This window comes from Nonomuraea fuscirosea, assembly GCF_035917475.1.
In the GTDB taxonomy this organism is placed as follows: domain Bacteria; phylum Actinomycetota; class Actinomycetes; order Streptosporangiales; family Streptosporangiaceae; genus Nonomuraea; species Nonomuraea fuscirosea.
This window is the reverse complement of record NZ_CP109074.1, coordinates 6,335,739-6,357,332: the sequence shown is the minus strand read 5'-3', so window position 1 is coordinate 6,357,332 and position 21,594 is coordinate 6,335,739. Positions and strand designations below refer to the sequence as shown.

At 71.8% G+C, this 21,594-nt stretch carries 20 protein-coding genes; 10 read left to right on the top strand and 10 right to left on the bottom strand.

The features are described from left to right. The first annotated feature begins 120 nt into the window (after positions 1–120). Positions 121–1,332 (top strand): L,D-transpeptidase, encoded by a 1,212-nt coding sequence (locus OIE67_RS29005; protein ID WP_326626344.1) that lies wholly within the window; start codon positions 121–123, stop codon positions 1,330–1,332. A gap of 43 nt (positions 1,333–1,375) precedes the next feature. Here OIE67_RS29005 and trpD read toward each other — a convergent pair whose 3' ends face one another. Then, positions 1,376–2,422: an anthranilate phosphoribosyltransferase gene (gene trpD / locus OIE67_RS29000; RefSeq protein ID WP_106242702.1), complete on the bottom strand. Its 1,047-nt coding sequence runs from the start codon at positions 2,420–2,422 to the stop codon at positions 1,376–1,378. 6 nt (positions 2,423–2,428) lie between these two features. Continuing rightward, a complete protein-coding gene (locus OIE67_RS28995) occupies positions 2,429–2,854 on the bottom strand; it encodes a response regulator (protein ID WP_326626341.1) in 426 nt (141 codons plus the stop codon). A 178-nt stretch (positions 2,855–3,032) separates the two neighbouring features. Here OIE67_RS28995 and ctaE point away from each other — a divergent pair, with 178 nt between their 5' ends. From ctaE to qcrB, 4 genes are read left to right on the top strand one after another with little or no spacing between them, the layout of a single operon-like run. Further along, a complete protein-coding gene (gene ctaE / locus OIE67_RS28990; RefSeq protein ID WP_326626339.1) occupies positions 3,033–3,686 on the top strand; it encodes an aa3-type cytochrome oxidase subunit III in 654 nt (217 codons plus the stop codon). Between the two features lie 14 nt (positions 3,687–3,700). Then, on the top strand, positions 3,701–4,510 hold the full coding sequence (qcrC, locus tag OIE67_RS28985; RefSeq protein ID WP_326626338.1) for a cytochrome bc1 complex diheme cytochrome c subunit: 810 nt from the start codon (positions 3,701–3,703) through the stop codon (positions 4,508–4,510). Continuing rightward, positions 4,507–5,622: a cytochrome bc1 complex Rieske iron-sulfur subunit gene (gene qcrA / locus OIE67_RS28980; protein ID WP_326626335.1), complete on the top strand. Its 1,116-nt coding sequence runs from the start codon at positions 4,507–4,509 to the stop codon at positions 5,620–5,622. The genes qcrC and qcrA overlap by 4 nt, the downstream gene beginning before the upstream one ends. Continuing rightward, the gene (gene qcrB, locus OIE67_RS28975) at positions 5,619–7,328 is read left to right on the top strand and encodes a cytochrome bc1 complex cytochrome b subunit (protein ID WP_326626333.1); all 1,710 of its coding nucleotides are present in this window, start codon (positions 5,619–5,621) and stop codon (positions 7,326–7,328) included. The genes qcrA and qcrB overlap by 4 nt, the downstream gene beginning before the upstream one ends. A 152-nt stretch (positions 7,329–7,480) precedes the next feature. Here the strand turns inward: qcrB and OIE67_RS28970 are convergent, their stop codons facing one another. Together OIE67_RS28970 and OIE67_RS28965 are read right to left on the bottom strand one after the other, a co-directional pair. After that, positions 7,481–7,768 carry an Lrp/AsnC family transcriptional regulator gene (locus tag OIE67_RS28970; RefSeq protein WP_106242714.1) on the bottom strand — a complete coding sequence of 96 codons (288 nt, stop codon included), beginning with the start codon at positions 7,766–7,768 and terminating at the stop codon, positions 7,481–7,483. A gap of 17 nt (positions 7,769–7,785) precedes the next feature. Continuing rightward, complete coding sequence (locus OIE67_RS28965; protein ID WP_326626328.1) at positions 7,786–9,510, bottom strand: DEDD exonuclease domain-containing protein; 1,725 nt, start codon at positions 9,508–9,510, stop codon at positions 7,786–7,788. 75 nt (positions 9,511–9,585) lie between these two features. Here OIE67_RS28965 and OIE67_RS28960 point away from each other — a divergent pair, with 75 nt between their 5' ends. The 3 genes from OIE67_RS28960 (at position 9,586) to OIE67_RS28950 (ending at position 14,395) form a co-directional block, all read left to right on the top strand. Beyond that, positions 9,586–11,088: a serine/threonine-protein kinase gene (locus OIE67_RS28960; protein WP_326626326.1), complete on the top strand. Its 1,503-nt coding sequence runs from the start codon at positions 9,586–9,588 to the stop codon at positions 11,086–11,088. Then, positions 11,078–12,523, top strand: coding sequence for a serine/threonine-protein kinase (locus tag OIE67_RS28955; RefSeq protein WP_326626324.1), 1,446 nt, complete (start codon positions 11,078–11,080; stop codon positions 12,521–12,523). The genes OIE67_RS28960 and OIE67_RS28955 overlap by 11 nt, the downstream gene beginning before the upstream one ends. 78 nt (positions 12,524–12,601) lie before the next feature. Continuing rightward, on the top strand, positions 12,602–14,395 hold the full coding sequence (locus OIE67_RS28950) for a hypothetical protein (protein ID WP_326626323.1): 1,794 nt from the start codon (positions 12,602–12,604) through the stop codon (positions 14,393–14,395). A gap of 104 nt (positions 14,396–14,499) precedes the next feature. Here OIE67_RS28950 and OIE67_RS28945 read toward each other — a convergent pair whose 3' ends face one another. The 5 genes from OIE67_RS28945 to OIE67_RS28925 all read right to left on the bottom strand — a co-directional run bounded on the left by OIE67_RS28945 (position 14,500) and on the right by OIE67_RS28925 (position 18,428). Next, positions 14,500–14,754, bottom strand: a complete 255-nt coding sequence (locus OIE67_RS28945; RefSeq protein ID WP_326626321.1) for a hypothetical protein — start codon at positions 14,752–14,754, stop codon at positions 14,500–14,502. A gap of 49 nt (positions 14,755–14,803) precedes the next feature. After that, positions 14,804–15,478 carry an ABC transporter ATP-binding protein gene (locus tag OIE67_RS28940; protein ID WP_326626319.1) on the bottom strand — a complete coding sequence of 225 codons (675 nt, stop codon included), beginning with the start codon at positions 15,476–15,478 and terminating at the stop codon, positions 14,804–14,806. Between the two features lie 234 nt (positions 15,479–15,712). Next, the gene (locus tag OIE67_RS28935) at positions 15,713–17,614 is read right to left on the bottom strand and encodes a PH domain-containing protein (protein WP_326626318.1); all 1,902 of its coding nucleotides are present in this window, start codon (positions 17,612–17,614) and stop codon (positions 15,713–15,715) included. 98 nt (positions 17,615–17,712) lie between these two features. Continuing rightward, positions 17,713–18,204, bottom strand: coding sequence for a PH domain-containing protein (locus OIE67_RS28930; RefSeq protein WP_326626316.1), 492 nt, complete (start codon positions 18,202–18,204; stop codon positions 17,713–17,715). Beyond that, entirely contained in the window at positions 18,201–18,428 is a 228-nt protein-coding gene (locus OIE67_RS28925; RefSeq protein WP_326626314.1) for a hypothetical protein, read from the bottom strand. The genes OIE67_RS28930 and OIE67_RS28925 overlap by 4 nt, the downstream gene beginning before the upstream one ends. A gap of 109 nt (positions 18,429–18,537) precedes the next feature. Here OIE67_RS28925 and OIE67_RS28920 point away from each other — a divergent pair, with 109 nt between their 5' ends. Then, entirely contained in the window at positions 18,538–19,785 is a 1,248-nt protein-coding gene (locus OIE67_RS28920; protein WP_326626312.1) for a sensor histidine kinase, read from the top strand. Next, positions 19,782–20,465, top strand: coding sequence for a response regulator transcription factor (locus tag OIE67_RS28915; protein ID WP_326626310.1), 684 nt, complete (start codon positions 19,782–19,784; stop codon positions 20,463–20,465). Before OIE67_RS28920 ends, OIE67_RS28915 begins: the two co-directional genes overlap by 4 nt. On the opposite strand, the gene OIE67_RS28910 is transcribed toward OIE67_RS28915, so the two are convergent. Beyond that, on the bottom strand, positions 20,447–21,523 hold the full coding sequence (locus OIE67_RS28910; RefSeq protein WP_326626308.1) for a phosphotransferase family protein: 1,077 nt from the start codon (positions 21,521–21,523) through the stop codon (positions 20,447–20,449). The two genes, OIE67_RS28915 and OIE67_RS28910, sit on opposite strands and share 19 nt — an antisense overlap. Positions 21,524–21,594: the final 71 nt, after the last annotated feature.

Here is a 21,594-nt window from a genome sequence, read left to right as displayed (position 1 = left end):
CCTCTTGAGGAGGGACGCCCGCTTTTTGGTGTTCTTTACCAGTGTACGGATGTGGTGAATCAATTACTCAGGGTAATAAAGGAGGCGGAAGGGGTTCGATCTCGGGCGAGGGAGTACTTCGTGGGGCGAGGAGCGTATGGATCGGCCGGTTTGCTGGCCTTGGCGCTGCTGGCGGCGTGCTCGGCGCAGAGCCCGGCGCAGGACCCTCAGGGGGTCGCCATGGCCGGAGGGGCGCCCGGCGCCTCTGTGGGGTTCTCTCCGGCGGACAAGACGGCGAACGTGCCCACGGACCAGCCCGTGGTCGTCTCGGTCCAGGGAGGCACGCTGAAGAGCGTGCGGGTGGACGGGGGCAAGGCAGGGGTCCTCAAGGGCGTCCTCAGCGCCGACGGCACCCGCTGGCGCAGCCTCGGCACCGCCAGGCCCGGCACCTCGTACACGGTGACCGCCGTCTCCGCCGACGCGGCGGGCAAGCGGAGCGAGACCCGCAGCGGGTTCAGCACGGTCAAGGGCGGCAAGACGTTCGACATCGCGACCATCACCCCGAACAAGGACGACACCGGGCTGACGGTCGGCGTCGGCATGCCCGTCATGATCGCCTTCGACCAGCCCGTCACCGACCGGGTGGCCGTCGAGCGCAACCTCAGCGTGCACAGCTCCAAGCCGGTCGAGGGGGCCTGGCACTGGTTCGACGACCAGCACGTGGACTTCCGGCCGCGGAAATACTGGCCGGCGCACACGAAGGTGCGGGTGGAGGCCAGGCTGGCCGGCGTGCGCGGCGGCCCCGGCATGTACGGCAAGCGCGACGTGAAGCTCGACTTCAAGATCGGCCGCTCGCAGATCACCAAGGGCAGCACCAACGAGCACGTCCTGATCGTCCGGCGGGACGGCAAGCGGATCCGCAGCATGCCGATGAGCGCCGGGCAGGGCGGCCAGTGGAAGTACCACACGACCTCGGGCGTGCACCTGGCCATGTCGCGCGAGCCCGTGACCGTGATGACCTCGCCGGGGATCGGCCCCGGCTCGGCCGGCTACTACCAGCTGACCGTCTACAACACCGTGCGCATCTCCAACAGCGGCGAGTACGTGCACAGCGCGCCCTGGTCGGTCGGCTCGCAGGGCAACTCGAACGTCAGCCACGGCTGCGTGAACGTCAGCCCGGCCAACGCGGCCTGGTTCATCAAGAACACGCTGATCGGCGACCCGATCATCATCACGGGCACGCCGCGCAAGCTGGAGCCCACCAACGGGTGGGGGCACTGGCAGGAGAACTGGAAGGAGTGGCTCAAGTGGAGCGCGCTCAAGGACGGCCCCACCAACCTGCTCGACCGCTGACCGCCGCCCGGCCGGGCTACTACGGAACGTAGGAGGCGGTGGTCTAGGCGGGGCGGAAGGAGCCGCTGGCCTCGATCCAGCGGTCCAGCACGGCCGCCGCGCCGCCGGAGTCGACCGCCTGCACCGCGCGGGCGTACGCGTCGATCATGGCCGAGTCGAGGTCGTCGCCGGGCCCGTCGAGCGCCACCAGGGCCGCCGCCGCGTTGAGCAGCACCGCGTCGCGCACCGGCCCCGTCTTGCCGCGGACGAGGTCGTGCACCGCCTGCGCGTTGAACGCCACGTCACCGCCGCGCAGCGCGCCCACGTCGGCGCGCGGGATGCCGAGCACCGCGGGGTCGAACGTGGTCTGCGTCGCCGTGCCGTCCTTGACCACCCAGACCGTCGAGGTGGCGGCGATGGTGAGCTCGTCGAGGCCGTCGTCGCCGCGGAAGACCAGGGCCGAGACCCCGCGCTCGGCGAAGACGCCCGCGAGCACCGGCAGCATGCCCGCGTCGTAGACGCCGATGGCCTGGGCCGACGGGCGGGCCGGGTTGGTCAGCGGGCCGAGGAAGTTGAAGACCGTGGGGACGCCGATCTCCTTGCGGGTCGGCCCGGCGAAGCGCAGCGCGGGGTGGTAGACCGGCGCGAAGCAGAACGCGATGCCGGCCTGGCGGGCCACCTGCGCCGTCTGCTCGGGCGTGAGGTCGAGCCGGATGCCCAGGTGCTCGAGGACGTCGGCGGCGCCGCAGGAGGACGAGGCGGCCCGGTTGCCGTGCTTGACCACGCGCGCGCCCGCGGCGGCGGCCACGACGGCGGCCATGGTGGAGACGTTGACGGTGTGGGCCCGGTCGCCGCCCGTGCCGACGACGTCCACCACAGGGCCCTCGACGCTCAGCGGCGTGGCCAGGTCGAGCATGGTGCGGGCCAGGCCCACCACCTCGGCCACGGTCTCGCCCTTGGCGCGCAGCGCGATCACGAAGCCGGCGATCTGGGAGGGCGTCGCGGCGCCGGACATGATCTCCCGCATCGCCCAGGCCGACTCGTCGGAGGTGAGGTGCTCTCCGGACAGGAGAGCGGACAGCAGCGTGGGCCAGGTCGTCCGGGAGTCCATGGGCACCTACTTAGCGTTGAGTCGGGTGGCGGAACGACGGCGCATGAGGTCGGCCACGGTGTCGGCCAGGACCATCGGCTCCAGCGGCTGCGGCACGACGGCGTCGGCCTTGGACCACTCGGCGAGCCAGCGGTCGTCGCGCCTGGCGATGATCAGGCAGATGGGCGGGCAGTCGTAGACCTCGTCCTTGGCCTGGCGGGCGACGCCCATGCCGCCGGCCGGCTGCGTCTCGCCGTCGAGGATCGCCACGTCGATCTCACCGGAGGCCAGCCACTGGTGCACCTTGGGCTCGGTGGCGCACTCCACGATCTCCACGAGCGGTACGTCGGCCGCGGGACGCCTGCCGATGGCCTGGCTCACCTCGGCCCGGGTGGCGGCGTCGTCGCTGTAGACGAGAACCTTCATCTTCTCGTCGGTGCTCCCTGTGGACATCGGTCGCGCTCACTATCAGTCGAAGAGGTAGGGTCACCTGGATCGTACCGGTGCGACGGGGTGCGGACCCAGGCCACCATGCCTGCTGGGCGTTTTGTTCCAATTATCCCAGGTTGGCAGGCGGTTTGTACCTGCTAACGGGGGGTCGTGCGACCGACCGACCACCGGAGCCGCAATAATGCTGCCCGTGGCGACAGCATCCGCAATAACTTCGACGACGACAGCACAGTCGTACCGCAGACCGAACCTGGTCAGCGTCGGTACGATCGTCTGGCTGTCCTCTGAGCTCATGTTCTTCGCGGCGCTGTTCGCGATGTACTTCACCATCCGGTCGGTGAGCGAGGGCAAAGGCATCGAGTGGGGACCAGCGTTCCTGCAGGCCGGCGCCGACGCCTCTGAGGCAGCTCACCTGAACATCCCGTTCGCGACGGTCAACACGATCATCCTGGTTCTGTCGAGTGTGACGTGCCAGCTCGGCGTGTGGGCCGCAGAGAAGGGGCAGGTCGGCAAGCTCCGCTTCTGGTACGTCATCAGCTTCCTCATGGGCGCCGTCTTCGTCGCTGGGCAGCTGTACGAGTACATGGAGCTGGCGTCAGAGGGCGCGACCCTGTCCGCTAACGCTTACACCTCGGTGTTCTACCTGACGACGGGCTTCCACGGCCTGCACGTGACCGGTGGCCTGATCGCGTTCCTGTTCATGCTGGGACGCACGTACGCCGCGAAGCGCTTCACGCATGAGCAGGCCACCAGCGCGATCGTCGTGTCCTACTACTGGCACTTCGTCGACGTCGTCTGGATCGGTCTTTTCGCGACCATTTACATCATTCGTTAAGGAACGGGATCTCTGTGACTAGGATCACCGCTTGGCGGCGGCATCCCCTCGCGAGATACGCCGTCCTGATTTTGGCGTTGGCGCTGGTCGGGATGGTATACGCCGCCTTTGTCCAGGTGGGTAAGCCTGCCGACGCGGCACTGGCGGCAGGCAAGGTCGATGACGTGGCCGAGGGCAAGAGCCTGTTCATCCAGCACTGTGGCAGCTGCCACGGCATGAGCGCGCAGGGCACCACCACGGCGCCCACGCTCATCGGCGTCGGCGCCGCCGCGGTCGACTTCCAGATGAGCACCGGGCGCATGCCGGCCGGCGCCCCAGGGCCGCAGGCGCCGCGCAAGCCCCCGGCGAGCTGGGTCAACGAGACGACGACCCGCCAGATCGCGGCGTACGTGCAGTCGCTCGGCGGCGGCCCGCAGGTGCCCGGCCACGAGCAGGTCGACCCGGCCATGGGCGACGCCGGCAAGGGCGGCGAGCTGTTCCGCGCCAACTGCATCCAGTGTCACAACTGGGCCGGCGCGGGTGGCGCCCTGACGCAGGGCAAGTACGCCCCCAACCTCAACTCGTCGACCCCGACGCAGATCTACGAGGCGATGATCACCGGCCCGCAGGCCATGCCGGTCTTCAACGACACGACGATCACGCCGGAAGAGAAGCGCAGCATGATCGCGTACATCACCCAGGTTCGCGAGCAGCGGGACCCCGGAGGTTTCGGCCTCGGGCGTATTGGCCCGGTCACCGAAGGTCTCGTAGCGTTCGTAGTGGGCATCGCCGCCCTCGTACTTGCCGCCATCTGGATCACCGCGAAGAAGCGACAGAAGTCATGACAGACAACGAGCACGAGATCGAGCAGGCCGACGAGCGCGTACCCAAGCGCGTCATCGGCACCCCCGCGCCGGGCACCTCGATGCTCGGCGCCGCGGAGGCGCCCGAGGCCGTCGAGGAGGACGTCCCCGGCGTCACGCTGCAGGACGAGGCCAAGGCGCGCAAGGCCGAGAGGATCGTGGCGCTCTGCTTCACGATCACGTTCCTGGCCTCCATCGCGTTCATCGTCTCCTACGTCTACTTCCAGGTGGGCAGCCCCGAGGCGACCGGCACCTCCAACCTCGCCCTGGGCAGCTCGCTCACCATCGCGATCCTGGGCCTGGCGGTCGGCATCGTGATCTGGGTCCGCCAGATCATGCCGAAGTACTCGCTGGTCCAGGAGCGCCACCCGATGGCCTCCGCCGAGGAGGACCGCGAGGTCGTCGGCGAGACGTTCCTGCGCGGAGCCAACGAGAGCGGCTTCGTCAAGCGCAAGCTGCTGCGCCGCACACTGCTGCTGGCCGCCGCGCCGCTCGGCCTGGTCCCGCTGGTGCTCCTGCGCGACCTGGACAACAGCAAGATGCCGGGCGCGAAGTTCAACTCGATGCTGCGCCACACGGTCTGGGGTGAGAAGACCAAGGAGGGCAAGCCGCTCAGGCTCGTCGTCGAGGGCACCGGCCAGCCCATCAGGGCCGCCGACTTCAACTCGCCCGGCGGCATCCTGTCGGTCGTCCCCGAGGGCTACCAGCACGACCTCAACGCCCTGGCCAAGGCCACGCTGATCCTGATCAAGTTCCGCCCGGAGGAGATCAAGAGCGGCGTGCGGCAGAACTGGACGCACGACGGCATCGTGGCGTACTCGAAGATCTGCACCCACGTGGGCTGCCCCGCGGCCCTGTACGAGCAGAACACCCACCACATCCTGTGCCCCTGCCACCAGTCGACGTTCGACGCCGCCGACGGCGCCAAGGTCATCTTCGGCCCGGCCGCCCGGCCGCTGCCGCAGCTGCCGATCACCGTCGACGCCGAGGGCTACCTCATCGCCCAGGGCGACTTCGAGGTGCCGGTGGGTCCCAGCTACTGGGAACGCGGTGACGCCGAGGCCGAGGTCAGGGAGAAGGGAGGCCAGGCATGAGCGACGAGCTGAAGGCAACGCCGAAGGCCATCGCCGGGCCGTCGAACTTCCTCGACGAGCGTCTCGGCGGGGCGAGCTTCCTCAAGCGCAACATGCGCAAGATCTTCCCCGACCACTGGTCGTTCCTGCTCGGTGAGATCGCCCTCTACTCCTTCATCATCCTGCTGCTGACCGGCACGTTCCTGACGCTCTGGTTCAAGCCCAGCATGGGTGAGGTGCCCTACGACGGCTCGTACGCGCCGCTCAAGGGCGTCATGATGTCCGAGGCCTACGCGTCGTCGCTGGAGATCAGCTTCGACGTCCGGGGTGGTCTGCTCATGCGGCAGATGCACCACTGGGCGGCCCTGCTCTTCGTGGCCGGCATGATGGTGCACGCGCTGCGCGTGTTCTTCACCGGCGCCTACCGCAAGCCGCGCGAGATCAACTGGATCATCGGCGTGCTGCTGCTGACGCTGGCGCTGGCCGAGGGCCTGACCGGCTACTCCCTTCCTGACGACCTGCTCTCCGGTGCGGGTCTGCGGATCACCGAGGGCGTGGCGATCTCGCTGCCGCTGGTCGGCACGTACATCACGTTCTTCCTGTTCGGCGGCGAATATCCGGGTGAGGATGTCGTCTCCCGGTTCTACTCGCTGCACATCCTGCTCATCCCCGGCATCATCCTGGCGCTGGTCACGGCCCACATGGTGCTCATGTGGGTGCAGAAGCACACGCAGATGCCGGGCAAGGGCCGTGACAACGCGAACGTGGTGGGCGCGCCGTTCTACCCGGCCTTCATGGCCAAGGCGGGCGCGTACTTCCTGTTCACGCTGGCGGTGGTGGCCGGGCTGGCGACCTTCACCCAGATCAACCCGATCTGGCTGTTCGGCCCCTACACGCCCGCCGACGTGTCGGCCGGCTCGCAGCCCGACTTCTACATGGGCTTCCTCGAAGGCGCGCTGCGCATCATGCCGCCGTGGGAGATCAACCTCTTCGGCACCTCCCACGCGGGCACGCTGCCGCTGAGCGTCATCATCCCGGCGCTGGTGCCGATGGGCATCATCATGACGGGCCTGGCGCTCTACCCGTTCCTCGAACGCTGGGTGACCGGCGACCACCGCGAGCACCACGTCGCGGACCGCCCCCGCAACAACCCGCACCGCACCTCGATCGGCATGTCGGCGATCACGTTCTACGGTGTGCTGTGGCTGCTGGGCGCCAACGACGAGATCGCGGCGAACTTCCACATCAGCCTCAACTGGACGACGTACGCCGGCCGGGTGCTGATCTTCGTCGCGCCGGCGCTGGCCTACATGATCACCTACCGCATGTGCCTCGGCCTGCAGCGCTCCGACCAGGCGATCATCTCGCACGGTGTGGAGTCCGGCGTGATCAAGCGGCTGCCGCACGGTGAGTTCATCGAGGTCCACACGCCGCCGGCGGAGGACATCGAGGCCCACATGCGCGGCAAGACGCCGGTGCTGATGCTGCCGGTGGCCGAGGATCCCGCGGGCATCCCGCCCAAGGGCATGCGCGGGCCGCTCGGCAAGCTGCGCGCGCTCATGTCGAAGGCGTACGGCGGGGAGAAGATCCCGCTGGACGACGGGCACGGGCACGGCGACGGGCATGGCGACGGGCATGGCGACGGGCACGGGCACGACGAGGACGAGCACGCCGCGATCGGTTCCGGCAACGGCTCCGCCGGCGACGACCGCAGCATCACTCACTGACACCTGACGCCACACACCGGACGGGCCCGGACGAGTTCTCTCGTCCGGGCCCGTCCGGCGTTCGCGGGGCGCCTGCTTCGAGCGGCCGAAGCAGGCGCACAAGGTGGCTGCTCTCAGGGTGCGGCGGAGCCAGACCGCGGCACCGGGAGGGGTCAGTCGGCCTCGGGGAAGCCGATGGAGAAGGCCGCGTCGAGGTCGTGCTTGGAGTAGGCGCGGAAGGCGATGTGGGTCTCGGTGTGGAGCACCCCGGCCACCTTGTTGATCCGCCCCGGCACCACCTCGGCGATCTCCTCGTAGGCGGCGACCCTGACCATGGCCAGCAGGTCGTATTCGCCGGTGATGGAGTAGACCTCGCTGACGCCCTGGATCTCGGCGATCGTCTCGGCGACCTCCGGGATCCGGTCTACCTCTGCATTGATGTGGACGATAGCCGTGACCATGCATCAACTCTATCGTTTCACCTCAAAGGTCGCCCCTCCCGTTCGCGCCGCTGATCGAGATGCCGATAGGCGAGGTCGATGCGGGCCTTGTGCCGGGCCGCGCCCCGCGCGGGCAGGCTCCACTCGCCGTCGACCTCCACCAGGCGCACCCCCGGCGACTCCAGCCAGCGCAGGATGCACTCGGTCTCCTCGGCGCTGGCGGCGTGGACAGGACCAGGACCCGGCAGCACGACCTCCGCGGCGGCCGTCAGCGAGGCGACGAAAGGGGTCGGGTGGGCGCCCTTCTGCATCACCCCGGCCGCCGCCAGCCGCCCGTAGCGGACCACGTGGATGTCCCAGCCGCCGCCGAACGCGGGGCTGGCCGCGACGAGCTGCGGGATGCGCGTGATGGCGCTCAGCCGCTGCATGCGGGCCGCCGTGCGGACGAACGCGGCCAGCCGGTCGCGGTCGACCGAGGCCTCCTCGTAACGCTGCTCGACCGACAGGCGCTCCATCCGGGCCGCCACGGCGGTGAAGACGGGGGAGGCGTCGAGCGTCATGGCCCGCCGGGCGCTCTCGACGTGGACCGCGTATTCCCGCGGGCTCTCCCTGCCCTCGCACGGCGCTCCGCAGCGGCCCATCTCGTGCAGCGCGCAGGCCGCCCTGCGGGTGCGCAGCGTGACCGGCTGGGTGCACTGGCGCAGCGGGACCGCCTCGTGCAGCGCGATGCGGGCGTCGTCGGCCAGCCGGGCGCTGGTGAAGGGGCCGAGGTAGGTGGCGCCGTCGTCCTTCAGCTCGCGCACGATCGACAGGCGCGGGAACACCTCCGCCGTCAGCTTGAGCCACAGGACCTTCTCGGGAAAGCGGGAACGGCGGTTGTAGCGCGGCTTGGCGCCGCCGATCAGCCGCAGCTCCCTGACCTCGGCCTCCAGCCCGGTGGCGCAGACGATGTGGCGCACCCGCTCGGCGATGCCGATCATCTCGCGGATGCGCGGCCGGGTCTCGGCGGCGGTGAAGTAGGAGCGCACCCGGTTGCGCAGGTTGGTGCTCTTGCCGATGTAGAGGACCTCGCCGCGCTCGTCCTCGAACAGGTAGACGCCGGGCGCGTGCGGCACCGACTCGGCCAGGTGGCGCTTGCGCTGCTGCTCGGGCGTCGGCGCGCGGACGAACGACTTCAGCTCCTCCAGCGTGTGCACCTGGAAGGAGCCGGCCCGCTCGATCAGCCCGTGGAGCACGTCGACGGTGGCCCTGGCGTCCTCCAGGGCGCGGTGGCACGGCTCGACCGGGCTGCGGAAGAACCGGGCCAGCGTGGCCAGCTTGGCGTTGGGCGTCTCGTCGCGGGTCAGCACGCGCCTGGCCAGGTCGACGGTGTCGACCACCGGGTTGGCCGGCGGCGGATAGCCGAGCGCGGCGCAGGCGGCCTTGACGAAACGGGTGTCGAACCCGGCGTTGTGGGCCACCAGCGTGGCGCCGCGGATGAACTCGAGGAAGCTCGGCAGCACCGTCTCGATCTTGGGCGCGGCCATGACCATGCTGTCGGTGATGCCGGTCAGCACCGAGATGAACGGCGGTATCGGCCCTCCCGGATCGACCAGCGTGGAGAACTCCCCGAGCACCTCGCCGGCCCGCACCTTCACCGCGCCGATCTCGGTGATCGCGTCTTCGGCGGGCGAGCCGCCGGTCGTCTCGAGGTCGAACACGACGAACGTGACGTCGCTCAGCGGAGTGCCGAGCTCGTCGAGAGTGCCTTGAACCGGATCCACGAACCAAGACCATAGAGAGGTCGACCGACAGGAACGAGTCACCACCCCTCTTGGCGATTAGTTACCCTTCCCTTTATGTCCTCGGGAAGACTCGCCGGCCGCTACACCCTGCAACGCCCGCTCGGCGCGGGCGGCATGGGGAAGGTGTGGCTGGCCAGGGACGAGATGCTCGACCGCGAGGTCGCGGTCAAGGAGCTCACCCTGCCCGAGGGCATGGCGCCCAAGGATCGGTCACACTCGGTGACCAGAGCGGTGCGCGAGGCGCAGGCCACCGCGCGGCTGCGCCATCCCGGCATCGTGGCGCTGCACGACGTCGTGGTCGAGCAGGACCGGCCGTGGCTGGTCATGGAGCTGCTGCGGGGCCGCACGCTGGCCGAGACCGTACGCGAGTTCGGCCCCATGCCGGCCGCCCACGCCGCCAGGATCGGCGCCGACGTGCTGGAGGCCCTGAGCGTGGCCCACGCCCAGGGGCTGCAGCACCGCGACGTCAAGCCGGGCAACGTCTTCCTGACCGGGAGCGGCCGGGTGGTGCTCACCGACTTCGGCATCGCCAGGCAGGAGGGCCAGGCCACGCTGACCGAGCAGGGCCTGATGATCGGCTCGCCCGGCTTCATCGCGCCCGAGCGGCTGGAGGGTCATCCCGGCGGCCCCGCCAGCGACCTGTGGTCGCTCGGCGCCACCCTCTACGTCGCGCTGACCGGCGCGCCCGCCTTCGAGGGGTCGGTGGCCCAGCGCGTGCGCGACACGCTCACGCGACCCGTGCCCGTCGTGCCGGGGCCGCTCGGCCCCCTGGTGGCCGCGATGATGGCGACCCAGCCTGGAGCCCGTCCCGACGCGCGGGCGGCCGTCCAGGCGCTCAGGCAGGTCGCCGCCGGCGGTCCCGCGCCGCAGGTGCCCGCCGGCGGCGACACGACCGCGCCCACCAAGGTGCGCGGGCGCGGCGGGCTCGCGCTGTGGGGGGCCGCCGCCGTGGTGGTGCTCCTCGCGGCGGCCACGGGCGCGTTCTTCCTGCTGAGAGAGCAGGAGAGCACGCCGCCCGCGGCGTTCGACGTGCCGATGGACGTGTGCACGCTGCTCGCCGCGGCGGACGTGGGCGGCCTGCTGCGCACCCAGAGCCCGCCCAAGGCCCAGCCGGGCTCCGACGCGGTGGGCCCCAAGTGCGGCTGGCCCGCCCAGGGCACCGGCGTGGGCGTACAGGTGCAGAAGGACTCCGACACCGTCGACCCCTGGTCGATGACCGACGACTCGGCCCGCGCGCTCTTCCGCAACCAGAAGCGCTACTGGGCCAAGTACGACGACATCGACTGGACCTGGCCCGAGATCGGGGTGAAGAACCAGGAGCGCGCGAAGCGCACCCCGCTGCACGACATCGCCGGGCTGGGGGAGGAGGCGTTCGGCTTCGAGCTGAAGGGCCCCACCGGCCGCGTGCACTCCGCCCACGTCTACTACCGGCTGGCCAACCTCGTGGTGAGCGTCGAATACACCACGCTGGCCGACCGGCCGACCGACGAGGACGTCAAGCGCTCGGCCCTGAGAGCCGCGCAGGCGAGCGAGCGGACGTTGCGCGATGCCGGGTGACCTCTACCTGCTGGCAGGCCGCTACCGGCTGATCGAGCGGCTCGGGCAGGGCGGGGCGGGCACGGTGTGGCGCGCCATCGACGAGACGCTCGACCGGCAGGTCGCCGTCAAGCAGGTACGCGTGCCGCAGGGCATGGGGCCGCGCGAGCGGGCCGCGTTCGCCGACCTGGCCATCCACGAGGCCAGGTCCGCCGGGCGGCTGCGCGACCCGGCCATCGTGCTCGTGCACGACGTCGTCCTCGACGGCGACCAGCCGTGGATCATCATGGACCTGGTCACCGGCCGCTCGCTCGACAAGGTGATCAAGGAGCGCGGGCCGCTGCCGCCCCAGTTCGCCGCCCAGGTCGGGCTGCGGGTGCTGTCGGCGCTGGAGGTCGCGCACGCCCACGGCATGCTGCACCAGGACGTCAAGCCGGCCAACATCCTGCTCGACGCCGACGGCTCCGCCATGCTCACCGACTTCGGCATCGCCACGCCGATGGGCGGGCGGGGCGACCGGTTCGGCAGCGCGGGCTCGCCCGGCTACATGGCCCCGGAACGGCTCAACGAGCAGCCCTCGGGCCCCTCGTCCGACCTGTGGTCGCTGGGCGCCAGCCTGTACACGGCGGTGGAGGGACGCGCGCCGTTCGAGCGGGAGCTGCCCGCCGCGATCGCGGCGGCGGTGCTGCTGCACCAGCCGCCCTTCCCCGCCAGGGCGGGCCGCGACCTGGGCGGGCTGCTGATGGCCATGCTGGCCAAGGACCCGGCGGCCCGTCCCGACGCCGCCCGGGTCCGCGCGGAGCTGACCAGGCTGGCCGGCGCCACCGGCGGCGGACGTCCGCGCCGACGCGCGGCGTGGGCCGCCGCGATCGCCGCCGCCGTGGTCGTGCTGGGCGCGGGCGGCTGGTACGCGGCCTCGGCGCTCGGCGATCCCGCCCAGGACACCGGCCGGTACGCCGCGGCGCCCGACCCGTGCGCCCTGCTCGGCGACGACGAGGCAGCCCGGCTCATGAAGGGGGCCGTCGAACGCGATCCCACCAGGCCGGGCGAGTGCCAGTGGCAGCTGAGCTCCGGCTCCGGCAGGGGCAACCGCCTCATCGTGCGCGCCTGGGCCGAGCGGCCCACCCGGGACCTCGGCGGGCCCGAGGTGGCGCAGCGCCGCTTCACCAGCGAGCGGAGCACCAGGGCGGCGGCGGAGGGCACGTCCCTGCGGGCCTCCCACGGCAAGGTCAGGGACGTCGCGGGCCTGGGGGAGGCGGCCATCATCCAGAACGCCTTCGAGTTCTACCTCAACTCCACCGAAAGCGGTAAATCGGACAGCGTGCTGCTTTTCCGAACGAGTAACCTGCTGGGCGAAGTGGTCTGGCACCGTGAGGAAGCGACGCGGAAGGCCCCGGCGGACCAGGACACCGCGATCGCCGCCGCCCGCCTCGTCTTCGCGGCGCTGCCGAAGTGAGCCCCGATGCTGCAAGAACCTGGCAAGGGGCATGACTAGCATGTTTCCCCGCAAGTCAGGGCAACCCCAGGAGTCCCCGTGAATCCCGGTAGCGAGTACGAGCCGCCGACCACCCCCTACCAGGCGCCCGGCGGGCCGTCCGAGCCACCGAACACGCCCTACCAGACGCCCGGCGGGCAGCCGCCGCACTCGCCGTATCCCGGGGGACGGCCGCACTCAGGAGGGCAGCCGCCGCACTCGCCGTACGGGGCGCCAGGGGGACAGTCGCCGGACGCGGCCCAGCAGACGCCCGGCGGGCCGTACCCGCCGTCCGGAGGGTCGTACCCGCCTCCCGGAGGGCAGTACCCGCCTCCCGGAGGGCAGTACCCGCCGTATCCGCCGCCCGGCCGGCCGTACGACGCCCCCGGCATGGCTCCGACCCTCCCCCCGACCATGCCTCCGACGCCGGGGCCGCCGCGGCGGCCCAGGCCCGCCTGGATCATGCCCACGCTCGCCGCCGCCCTCGTCGTGCTGGTCGCCGCGGGAGGCGTGGGGGCCTACTTCCTCTACGGCAAGGTCACGGGCGCGAGCGCGCCCCCGACCGCAGCCCCGTCCTCACCCGCCGCGACGGCTTCCGCCGCAGCGGCCCCCGACGTGTGCGCCATGCTGCCCGCGGACGAGGCCGACCGGCTGGTGCCCGGCGCGACCGTGGCCAAGCGTTCCAGAGAGGGCGACTACACCGTCGACTTCACCTGCAACTGGGTCAACCAGCGCATCTCGTACGGCGAGTTCTGGCGCAGCAGGGAGATCGACGTCAGGATCGAGCAGCACAAGGGCGAGGGCGCCAAGACCGGCCGGGCGATGGCCCAGAACTCCTACGAGATCGAATACCGCGGCGGCAAGTACGGCGCCACCGCCACCCCGTCCCTCGACCCCGACGAGAAGCAGTACATCTCCCCGGTCAAGGACGTCCCCGGCGTCGGCGACGACGCCTTCGCCCAGTACACCTGGCGCCGCGACGGCAAACTGCTCTGGTACGCCTTCGGCACCGCCCACGCCCGCGTCGGCGACATGACGATCGAGGTCAAGTTCCAGGCCGGTCAGCAGCGCAAGGACTCCCAGGTGTTGTCCAACGAGAGCACCCAGGCAGTCACGGAGGAGAACGCCGTCCGCGAGGTGAGCGGCCTGGCCGGGCACTTCGCCAAGGGCGTGGCCGCCTGGCAGAACCGCAACCCCGGCGTGCTGGCCCAGGCGGAGAAGTCGGCCGAGGCCACGGTCTCGCCGAGCGCCGCGCCGACCCCCTCGCCGAGCGTGCTGGCCGCCTTCCCCGCCGACTGCGGCGCCGTGACGGAGACGGCCACGCGGCTCGTGCCCGAGCCGACCACCAGGGCGCGCGGCACCCAGGCCGGCGCCGACAGCCAGACCGAGTGCCGCTGGCTCAACCTCGACGTTCCCGGCGGCGAGGGCGAGAAGAGGATCCGCAGCGCGCTGATCACCGTCCACCGGTTCACGAACCGGGCGGGCGCGGTGGACGAGACCGCGGCCAGGTCCTACTACGCCAGCGGGTACGGCCGCGCCAAGACCACCGCCGGCTCCGCCCTGGGCAACATCAAGTGGGGCCCGCTGGACGAGGTCGAGGGGATGGGCGACCAGGCGTACCAGCAGTACGTGCAGACCAGGAGCGGCGACGTCGCCGCGGCCAGCGGGTCGGTCGTCATCCGCGAGGGCGCGGTGGTGGTCAGAGTCGACTTCTCCGGTCATCAGCGGCCCGAGGGCGAGGAGACCGACTCGCCCAAGGTCGAGCTCATGCCGGAGAAGGAGGCGATGCCGGGCGCGCTCGGCCTGGCCAAGGCCTACCTCCAGGCCCTGGCCGCCCATCCCGCCGGCGACTGACCGAGCCGCCGCAGATCGCCCGGCAGCCCCTTCGCGCAGCCCCTCGCCGGCCTCTCGCGCGGTCCCTCGGCCAGTCTCTCGGGCGGGCCGATCATGCGGGGACGTCACACGGGGACGTCACACGGGACCGAGGCGGTCAGCACGAGCAGCGGCTCGGTCAGCGCGAAGCGCCACACCCGCGCCCGCCGGTGCCCGCGCAGCCGGGCCAGCGCGATCTCCGCGCTGCGCGCCCTGACCAGGTCGCCCACCGTCCCGGCCTCGCCCGCCTCGATCGTAGGGTCGACGTCACGCAGCGCGACCAGCTCGACGTCACGCGCCTTGTAGATCTGCACGATCCCGTCACACCTGACCAGGCTCACCGCACCACCCACTCCTATCTCGCGGGCGGCCCCGCGCACACAGGGCGGCTCATGGGCCGCTCCTCGAACGTTGCCTGGCCACGTCGCGTACCTCGATCACCCGGTCGCAGCGCTCGGCCACCTCGGGGTCGTGGGTGGCGACGACCAGCGTGGTGCCGCCGCCGGCGACGGCGAGCAGCTCGTCCAGGACGACGGCGCGGTGGACGGCGTCCTGCTCGGCCGTCGGCTCGTCGGCCAGCAGCACCCGGGGCCGCAGCGCCAGCGCCCTGGCCACCGCGACCCGCTGCTGCTGCCCGCCCGACAGCTCCTCGACCAGGTGATCGGCGAACCTGGCCACCCGCAGCCGCTCCAGCGCGTCCGCGGCCAGCCGCATCGCCTCGCGCGGCGCGCACCCGCCCGCGCGGAGCGCGACCTCGACGTTCTCGGCCGCCGTGAGCAGGGTCAGCAGCCCGTACGACTGGAAGACCAGCGCCAGCCCGGCCCGCAGCTCGGGCCGCTCGTCCAGCGGCACGCCCCGCACCAGGACCCGGCCGCCGGCCGGCGGGAGCAGCCCGGCCAGCGTGGTCAGCAACGTCGTCTTGCCCGAGCCCGACGGGCCCATGAGCGCGACCCGCTCGCCGGGGGCGAATTCGAGGGTCAGGCCGTCGATGATCGTACGGCCCCCGGCGCGGCAGGTGAGGGCGCGACAGGCGAGCGCCGATCCGGTCGACACGGGCTGGATCATCTCCCTGACTGGAGAGGCGCGTCAACGGTCAATGAGGCTGCAACCCGGTTGCAAGTGGGACAAATAACGTTATATCTGCAAGCACTTGAGCCGCGCGATCACGTTTGTCCAGTACAGGGGCATGGGCAAACCATGGGGGATCGCGCGGCTCCTTTCATCTCCCGGCCTCGCGCCGGTCCTCGCCGGCCTTGGCCCGAGTCCTCGCTGGTCATCGCCCGGGTCCTTCCCGGTCCTTCATCGCCTCCGGCCGGCGGTTCGCCGGCTCAGGAAGGGGGCGAGCAACCCCGGCACCGCCCGATCAGCCAGGTCGAGCCCGTCGCCGTGGCCCACGTCCACCACCTCGTAGTGCCCCTTCCCCGCCGCCGTCGTGGCGCGCACGGTCAGGAGCCCGGCCCGGCGCTGGAAGTACGACTCGGTGATCGTCCAGCCGGCGATGCCCCTGCGCTCCAGCGCGACCGTCCGCCTGGCCACGGCGCCTCTCCTGATGACCAGATGCCGGGAGCTCAGCGCGTGCCCCAGGCTCGCGGCACCCGCCACGGCCAGCCACAGCCCGAATGCCAGCACCATCACGGGCAGCACCCAAACCCAGCTCCACACCAAGTCGCCCACCCCACCGTCCAGCCAGCCGATCACCTGACCGTCCCCCCGACCGTTCAGCCAGCCGGCCACCTGACCGTTCATCCGGCCGTCCACCGGCGCCGCTCCCCCCGCCACGCCCGTCGCCGGGCCCGGCAGCGGAGGCGTCACCAGGGCCCTTGTCAGGACCGCTGCCAGGGCGGTGACCAGCGCCGTCACCAGCGCCGTCACCAGGGCCGTCACCACCGCCCGGACGATCCGCCTGCGCCGCGCGGCCGGCGGGTGCGGTGTCAGGGCGGGCAGCCCGGCGCCGGCGACCAGGGCGGCGATCCGCATGGCCAGGGCGCGGGGGAGCGGCGGGGTGAGCGTGGAGGCGTCCTCGCTCTCGTCGCCCCCCGACGTGCTCAGCCCGGTGGCGACGGTCCTCACCCTCGCCCCGCCGCCCAGCCGCAGCAGCAGCGGCTCGCTGATCTCCACCCCGCGCAGCCTGCGTTCCTCCAGGGTGAGGGAACGGCTGGTCAGCAGGCCGCGCCGGACCCGGAGCCGGCCCGGCTCGCGTTCGAGGCGGTAACCGCCCCACGACTCGGCGAACAGCAGCCCCGCGCCCAGCACTCCGACCAGCAGGTTGGCCGCCAGCAGCACGGGCACCGCGAGCAGCGGCAGCGTCACCACCCAGTCCCACACCCCGGCCGCCAGCCGGCCGGTGACCTTCTTCAGCCCGAACGCGTCGAGCGCCTTGTACAACGCGCCGAGCACCACCGCCGCGCCGGTGAAGGTCCACACCGACAGCGGCGCGTACCTGAGCCACGACCAGCGCAGCTCCGCCACCAGCCCATCCGCCCGCGTCCCGTCCGCCAGCAGTCCATCCGCCCGCGTCCCGTCCGCCAGCAGTCCATCCGCCCGCGTCTTGTCCACCGACGTCTTGTCCACCGACGTCTTGTCCACCGACGTCTTGTCCGCTCGCTCGGTCGGCTCGCTCTGGTGCAGCAGGACGCGGCGCAGGGACTCGGCCTCGCGCCTGCCGAGGGAGTCGAGGACGAGTTCGGTGTCGTCGCCCGCCTGCTCTCCCGTGCCGACCTTGACCACGGTCAGGCCGAACATCCGGCGTACGGGGTCGGCGCGCAGGTCCACGCTGCGCACCCGGTCGCGCGGGACCGAGCGGTGCCGCCGGGTGGTGACGCCTGAGCGCAGTTCCAGGCGCTCGGGGGTGAGCCGCCAGCGGGCGGCGCGCAGCCGGAGCACGTCGTACGCGGCCGCACCGGCGACGATCAGCACCGCGACGCCCGCGCAGACCCCGACCACCCCCCAGAACGGCCAGTCCCTGCCCGCCAGAAACCGCACGACCCCGGCCACCGCCCCCACCACGACGGCCAGCGACTTCACCCCCGACGCCCACGGACTCCGCCCCGCCAGCCGCCGCCACCCACCCCCTCCCGTCTCCGCCACGCTCCCGACCTTGGACGCCCCTCCCACTCCCGCCGCGCCCCCGGCCCCGGGCCCACCGCCGCGTCCGGCTTCGGCCACGCCGCCGGTCTCGGGTACGTGTCCGGCTTCCGTCATGGCCCCCGCTTGCGTCGCGCGCCTCGCGTCGGCGTCGGCCGTTACCCCGACGCCGGCCCCCGCTGTGGGCGCGCCTCCAGGGGCCTGAGAGTGGGTGGTCACGTCGCGTCCCCCTGGGTGGCGTGCGTGATCGCGGTCAGGCGTTCGGCCAGGTCGGCCGCCACCTCGTGGTCCAGCGCCTCGATCTTGACGGCTCCCGCCGACGACGCCGTCGTCACCGTGACGTCCGCCAGCCCGAACAGGCGCTGCAGTGGCCCCCTCGCGGTGTCCACCCGCTGGATCCGCGACATCGGCGCCACCCGCCAGGTGTGCGTCAGCCAGCCCTTGCGCGTGTAGACCGCCTGGTCGGTGACCTCCCACCGCTCCACCCGGTACGCCGCCCGCGGCGCCACCACGGCCAGGACCAGGCACCCGGCCGCGAACACCGCGACGACGGCGCCCAGCCAGACCGGCCGCTCCGTCAGGAACCAGTACGCCGCCACCGCCGCCCCCGTCACCGGCACCATGAGGATCAGCCACTGCACGGTCCACCAGGCCACCGCCCGGGGATCGGCCCGGTGCCGCGGCGGCCGCAACGTGGTCGCGCTCATCTTCCCTCCTCCGCCCGCTTCGCGGACGCGCTGACGGCGAGCAGCGCGAAGCCGAGCACGCCGAGCACGATGGAGGCGAACACCTCGTATCCCCGCAGCACGGGAAGGAGGTTGACCACGAGCAGGTCGTGCGCCCACCGCCACCAGCCCAGCAGCGAGTTGATCAGGCCGCCCGCCCCTTGGAGGAGCAGCAGCCAGCCGAATGCCGTCAATGCCGCTTGCATGCCGCAAGTCTCATCGCGCCGGAACCGCCTCCGCGTCCGCCGTAGGTCTGCGCGGACACCGACTTTGGTCGCTGTCGCCGCGCCCGGACAGGCCGTAACCTCGGTGAACGTGACGCGACCGCGGGAAGACGGCCTCCGCGCCCACGAATACCGGTGGGCGCTGCCGTCGGTGCTGCTCGGCGACGGCGGCGCGGGCCGGCGGGTGCGGCGCTCGACCCGCGACTGGATCGTCGACACCGCCATGTTCCTGTTCGCCTGCGGCCTGACGTTCCTGTCGATGGTGGAGCTCGACGCGCAGAACCAGCCGGTGCCGCTGATGGCGGTCGAGCAGGTGACGGGGGCGCTCTCGTGCGTGTCGGTGTGGCTGCGGCGCAGGTGGCCGGTCGGGCTAGCGGTGGTGCTCGCCGTGCTCTCGTCCTATCTGGAGCTGGTCGGCGGCGCCGCGGTGGTCGCGCTGTTCACGGTGGCGGTGCACCGGCCGTTCAAGGTGTCGGGGCCGGTCACCCTGCTCAACCTGCTCACTTTGGCCCCGTACGTCGTCCTGCGCCCGCAGACCGACATGGAGAGGGGGTGGGCGGCGGCGCTCGGCGTCGCGGTCGTGCTGACCGTCTTCGCGTGGGGCATCGTGGTCAGGGCCAGGCGTCAGCTCGTCTGGTCGCTCAGGCAGCGCGCCGACGGCGCCGCCGAGGAGGCCAAACGGCTCGAACGCGAGCGCATCGCCAGGGAGATGCACGACGTGCTGGCCCACCGCATCTCGATGCTCAGCCTGCACGCGGGGGCGCTGGAGTTCCGGCCCGACGCGCCCGCGGCCGAGATCGCCAGGGCGGCCGGGGCGATCAGGACCAACGCCCACCTGGCGCTGCAGGATCTGCGCGAGGTGATCGGCGTGCTGCGCCACTCCGCGCCCGACGGCGACGACGTGGTGCCCGACCGGCCGCAGCCCACGCTCGCCGACCTGCCGGCGCTGGTCGAGGAGTGCCGTCATGCGGGCATGGACGTCCAGCTCGACTTGCGGGTCGCGGGCGCGCCGGAAGGGCTGGGCCGTAACCTCTACCGCATCGTCCAGGAGGCGCTCACCAACGCGCGCAAGCACGCGGGCGCGGTGCCGGTGCGCGTCGTCGTGGCGGGCGAGCGCGGCAAGGAGCTGTCCGTGGAGGTGAGCAACCCCCTGTGGGCGCGGCAGTCGGCGCGCATTCCCGGGCGCATCCCCGGCGCGGGGGCCGGGCTGATCGGGCTGACGGAGCGGGCCGAGCTCGCGGGCGGCCGGCTTGAGCACGGCGCGACGCCGCAGGGGGAGTTCGTGGTACGCGCCTGGCTGCCGTGGCCGGTGGAGACGACTCGGGAGGACGACACATGAGCACGCCCGCCGCGGAGCACACAGGCGCGCCGCCCGTCAGGGTGCTGATCGTGGACGACGACGCGATGGTGCGCGCCGGGCTGTCGATGATCCTCGGCGGCGTGGCCGACATCGAGATCGTCGCGGAGGCCGGCGACGGCTCCGAGGTGCCGCCCCTGGTGGCCGAGCACCGGCCCGACGTCGTGCTGATGGACATCCGCATGCCGGGCATCGACGGGCTCACCGCCACCGAGACGCTGCGCCGCAGGCCCGCGCCGCCCGAGGTGGTGGTGCTGACCACGTTCCACGCCGACGCCCAGGTGCTGCGGGCGCTGCGCGCGGGGGCGGCCGGGTTCCTGCTCAAGGACATCGCGCCCGGCGACCTGGTCCAGGCGATCAGGAAGGTGGCCTCGGGCGAGCCGATCCTGTCGCCGGCGGTGACCCGGCAGCTCATCACCCACGTCTCCGACGGCGGCGCGGGCGAGCGCACCCACCGGTCGAGGAAGCTGCTCGACCGGCTGAGCGAGCGGGAGCGCGAGGTCGCCATGGCCGTCGGGCAGGGCAGGTCCAACGCCGAGATCGGGCGCGAGCTGTACATGAGCGTGCCCACGGTCAAGGCACATGTCTCCCGGATCCTGACCAAGCTGGAGCTCAACAACCGGGTCCAGGTGGCGCTGCTCGTCTACGACGCGGGCTCGTAGCCGGCCAGCAGTTCCTCGATGGTGGCCCGGTGCAGCACCATGTCGTCGGGGTCGTCCGGCATGGTCTGCTCGCCGAAGCGGATCCTGCGCTGCCAGATCCTGGCCATGATGACGCCGTGCCGCAGGGCGGCGTACAACTCGTAGAAGTGCAGGTGGCGCGGCTCGTACCCGGTCAGGTCGCGGTAGGTGCGGCAGACGTCCTCCGCGCGCATGAAGCCGGGCATGCCGGGCAGGCCGCCGCCGGTGGTGAGGTCCTGGAAGAAGCGGTGTAAGAAGATCATCCAGGACAGGTCCAGCTCGCACGGCCCCACCGCGGCCATCTCCCAGTCGAACACCGCGACCGGCGTGAAGTCCTGGAACATCAGGTTGCCGATCCTGGCGTCGCCCCAGAGCAGCACGTCGGGCCCCGGATCGTCCGGCCAGAGCTGTTCCAGCCGGTCGAAGGCCCGCTCCAGCAGGGGAACGCGGTGCGCGCCGTGCGCCCATTCGTAATAGACGCGCTGCGCGTCGACGTGCGCGCGCAGCCCGGGAGCTCCGAACGGGGCCAGCTCGGCCGGGGTGAACGCGGTCCGGTGCAGCGCGGCCAGCACGGCCACGCTGCCGTCCTGCAGCCGGCGCTGGTCCTCGGGGGAGGCGTCGTACAACCAGCCGCCGAACGTGTACGGCATCACGTCCGCCGGCACCTCGCCCTCGGCCCGCTCCATGACGAAGAACGGCGTGCCGAGCGGCCCGGGATCCGGCTCGAACCAGAGCGTGCGCGGCGCTGGAATCCCAGCTTTTTCCCTGGCCAGGCGCATGATGGTGAACTGGGCCTCCAGGTCGTAGGAGGGGAAGACCGGAACGGCTTCCGGCGCTGGTGCGAGCCTGGCCACGCAGCGGGTGGCGCGCCCGTTCCAGGTGGCGGTGAAGAACAGGGTCTCGCTCGACATGCCGTTCTCCGACGGCCTGGACATCTCGGACACCGTGGCGCCGTCACCGACCTTGGCGCGCAGCCACGTGGTGGCGCGCCGGCGCAGTTCTTCCAGGTCACGGGTGGAGGTGCGCATCTGCTCCGTCACGACGGGCCTCCCGGATGGACATCTGTCCTTCGACAGTCGTATACCGCCTAGCAAGCGCTTGTCCATATACG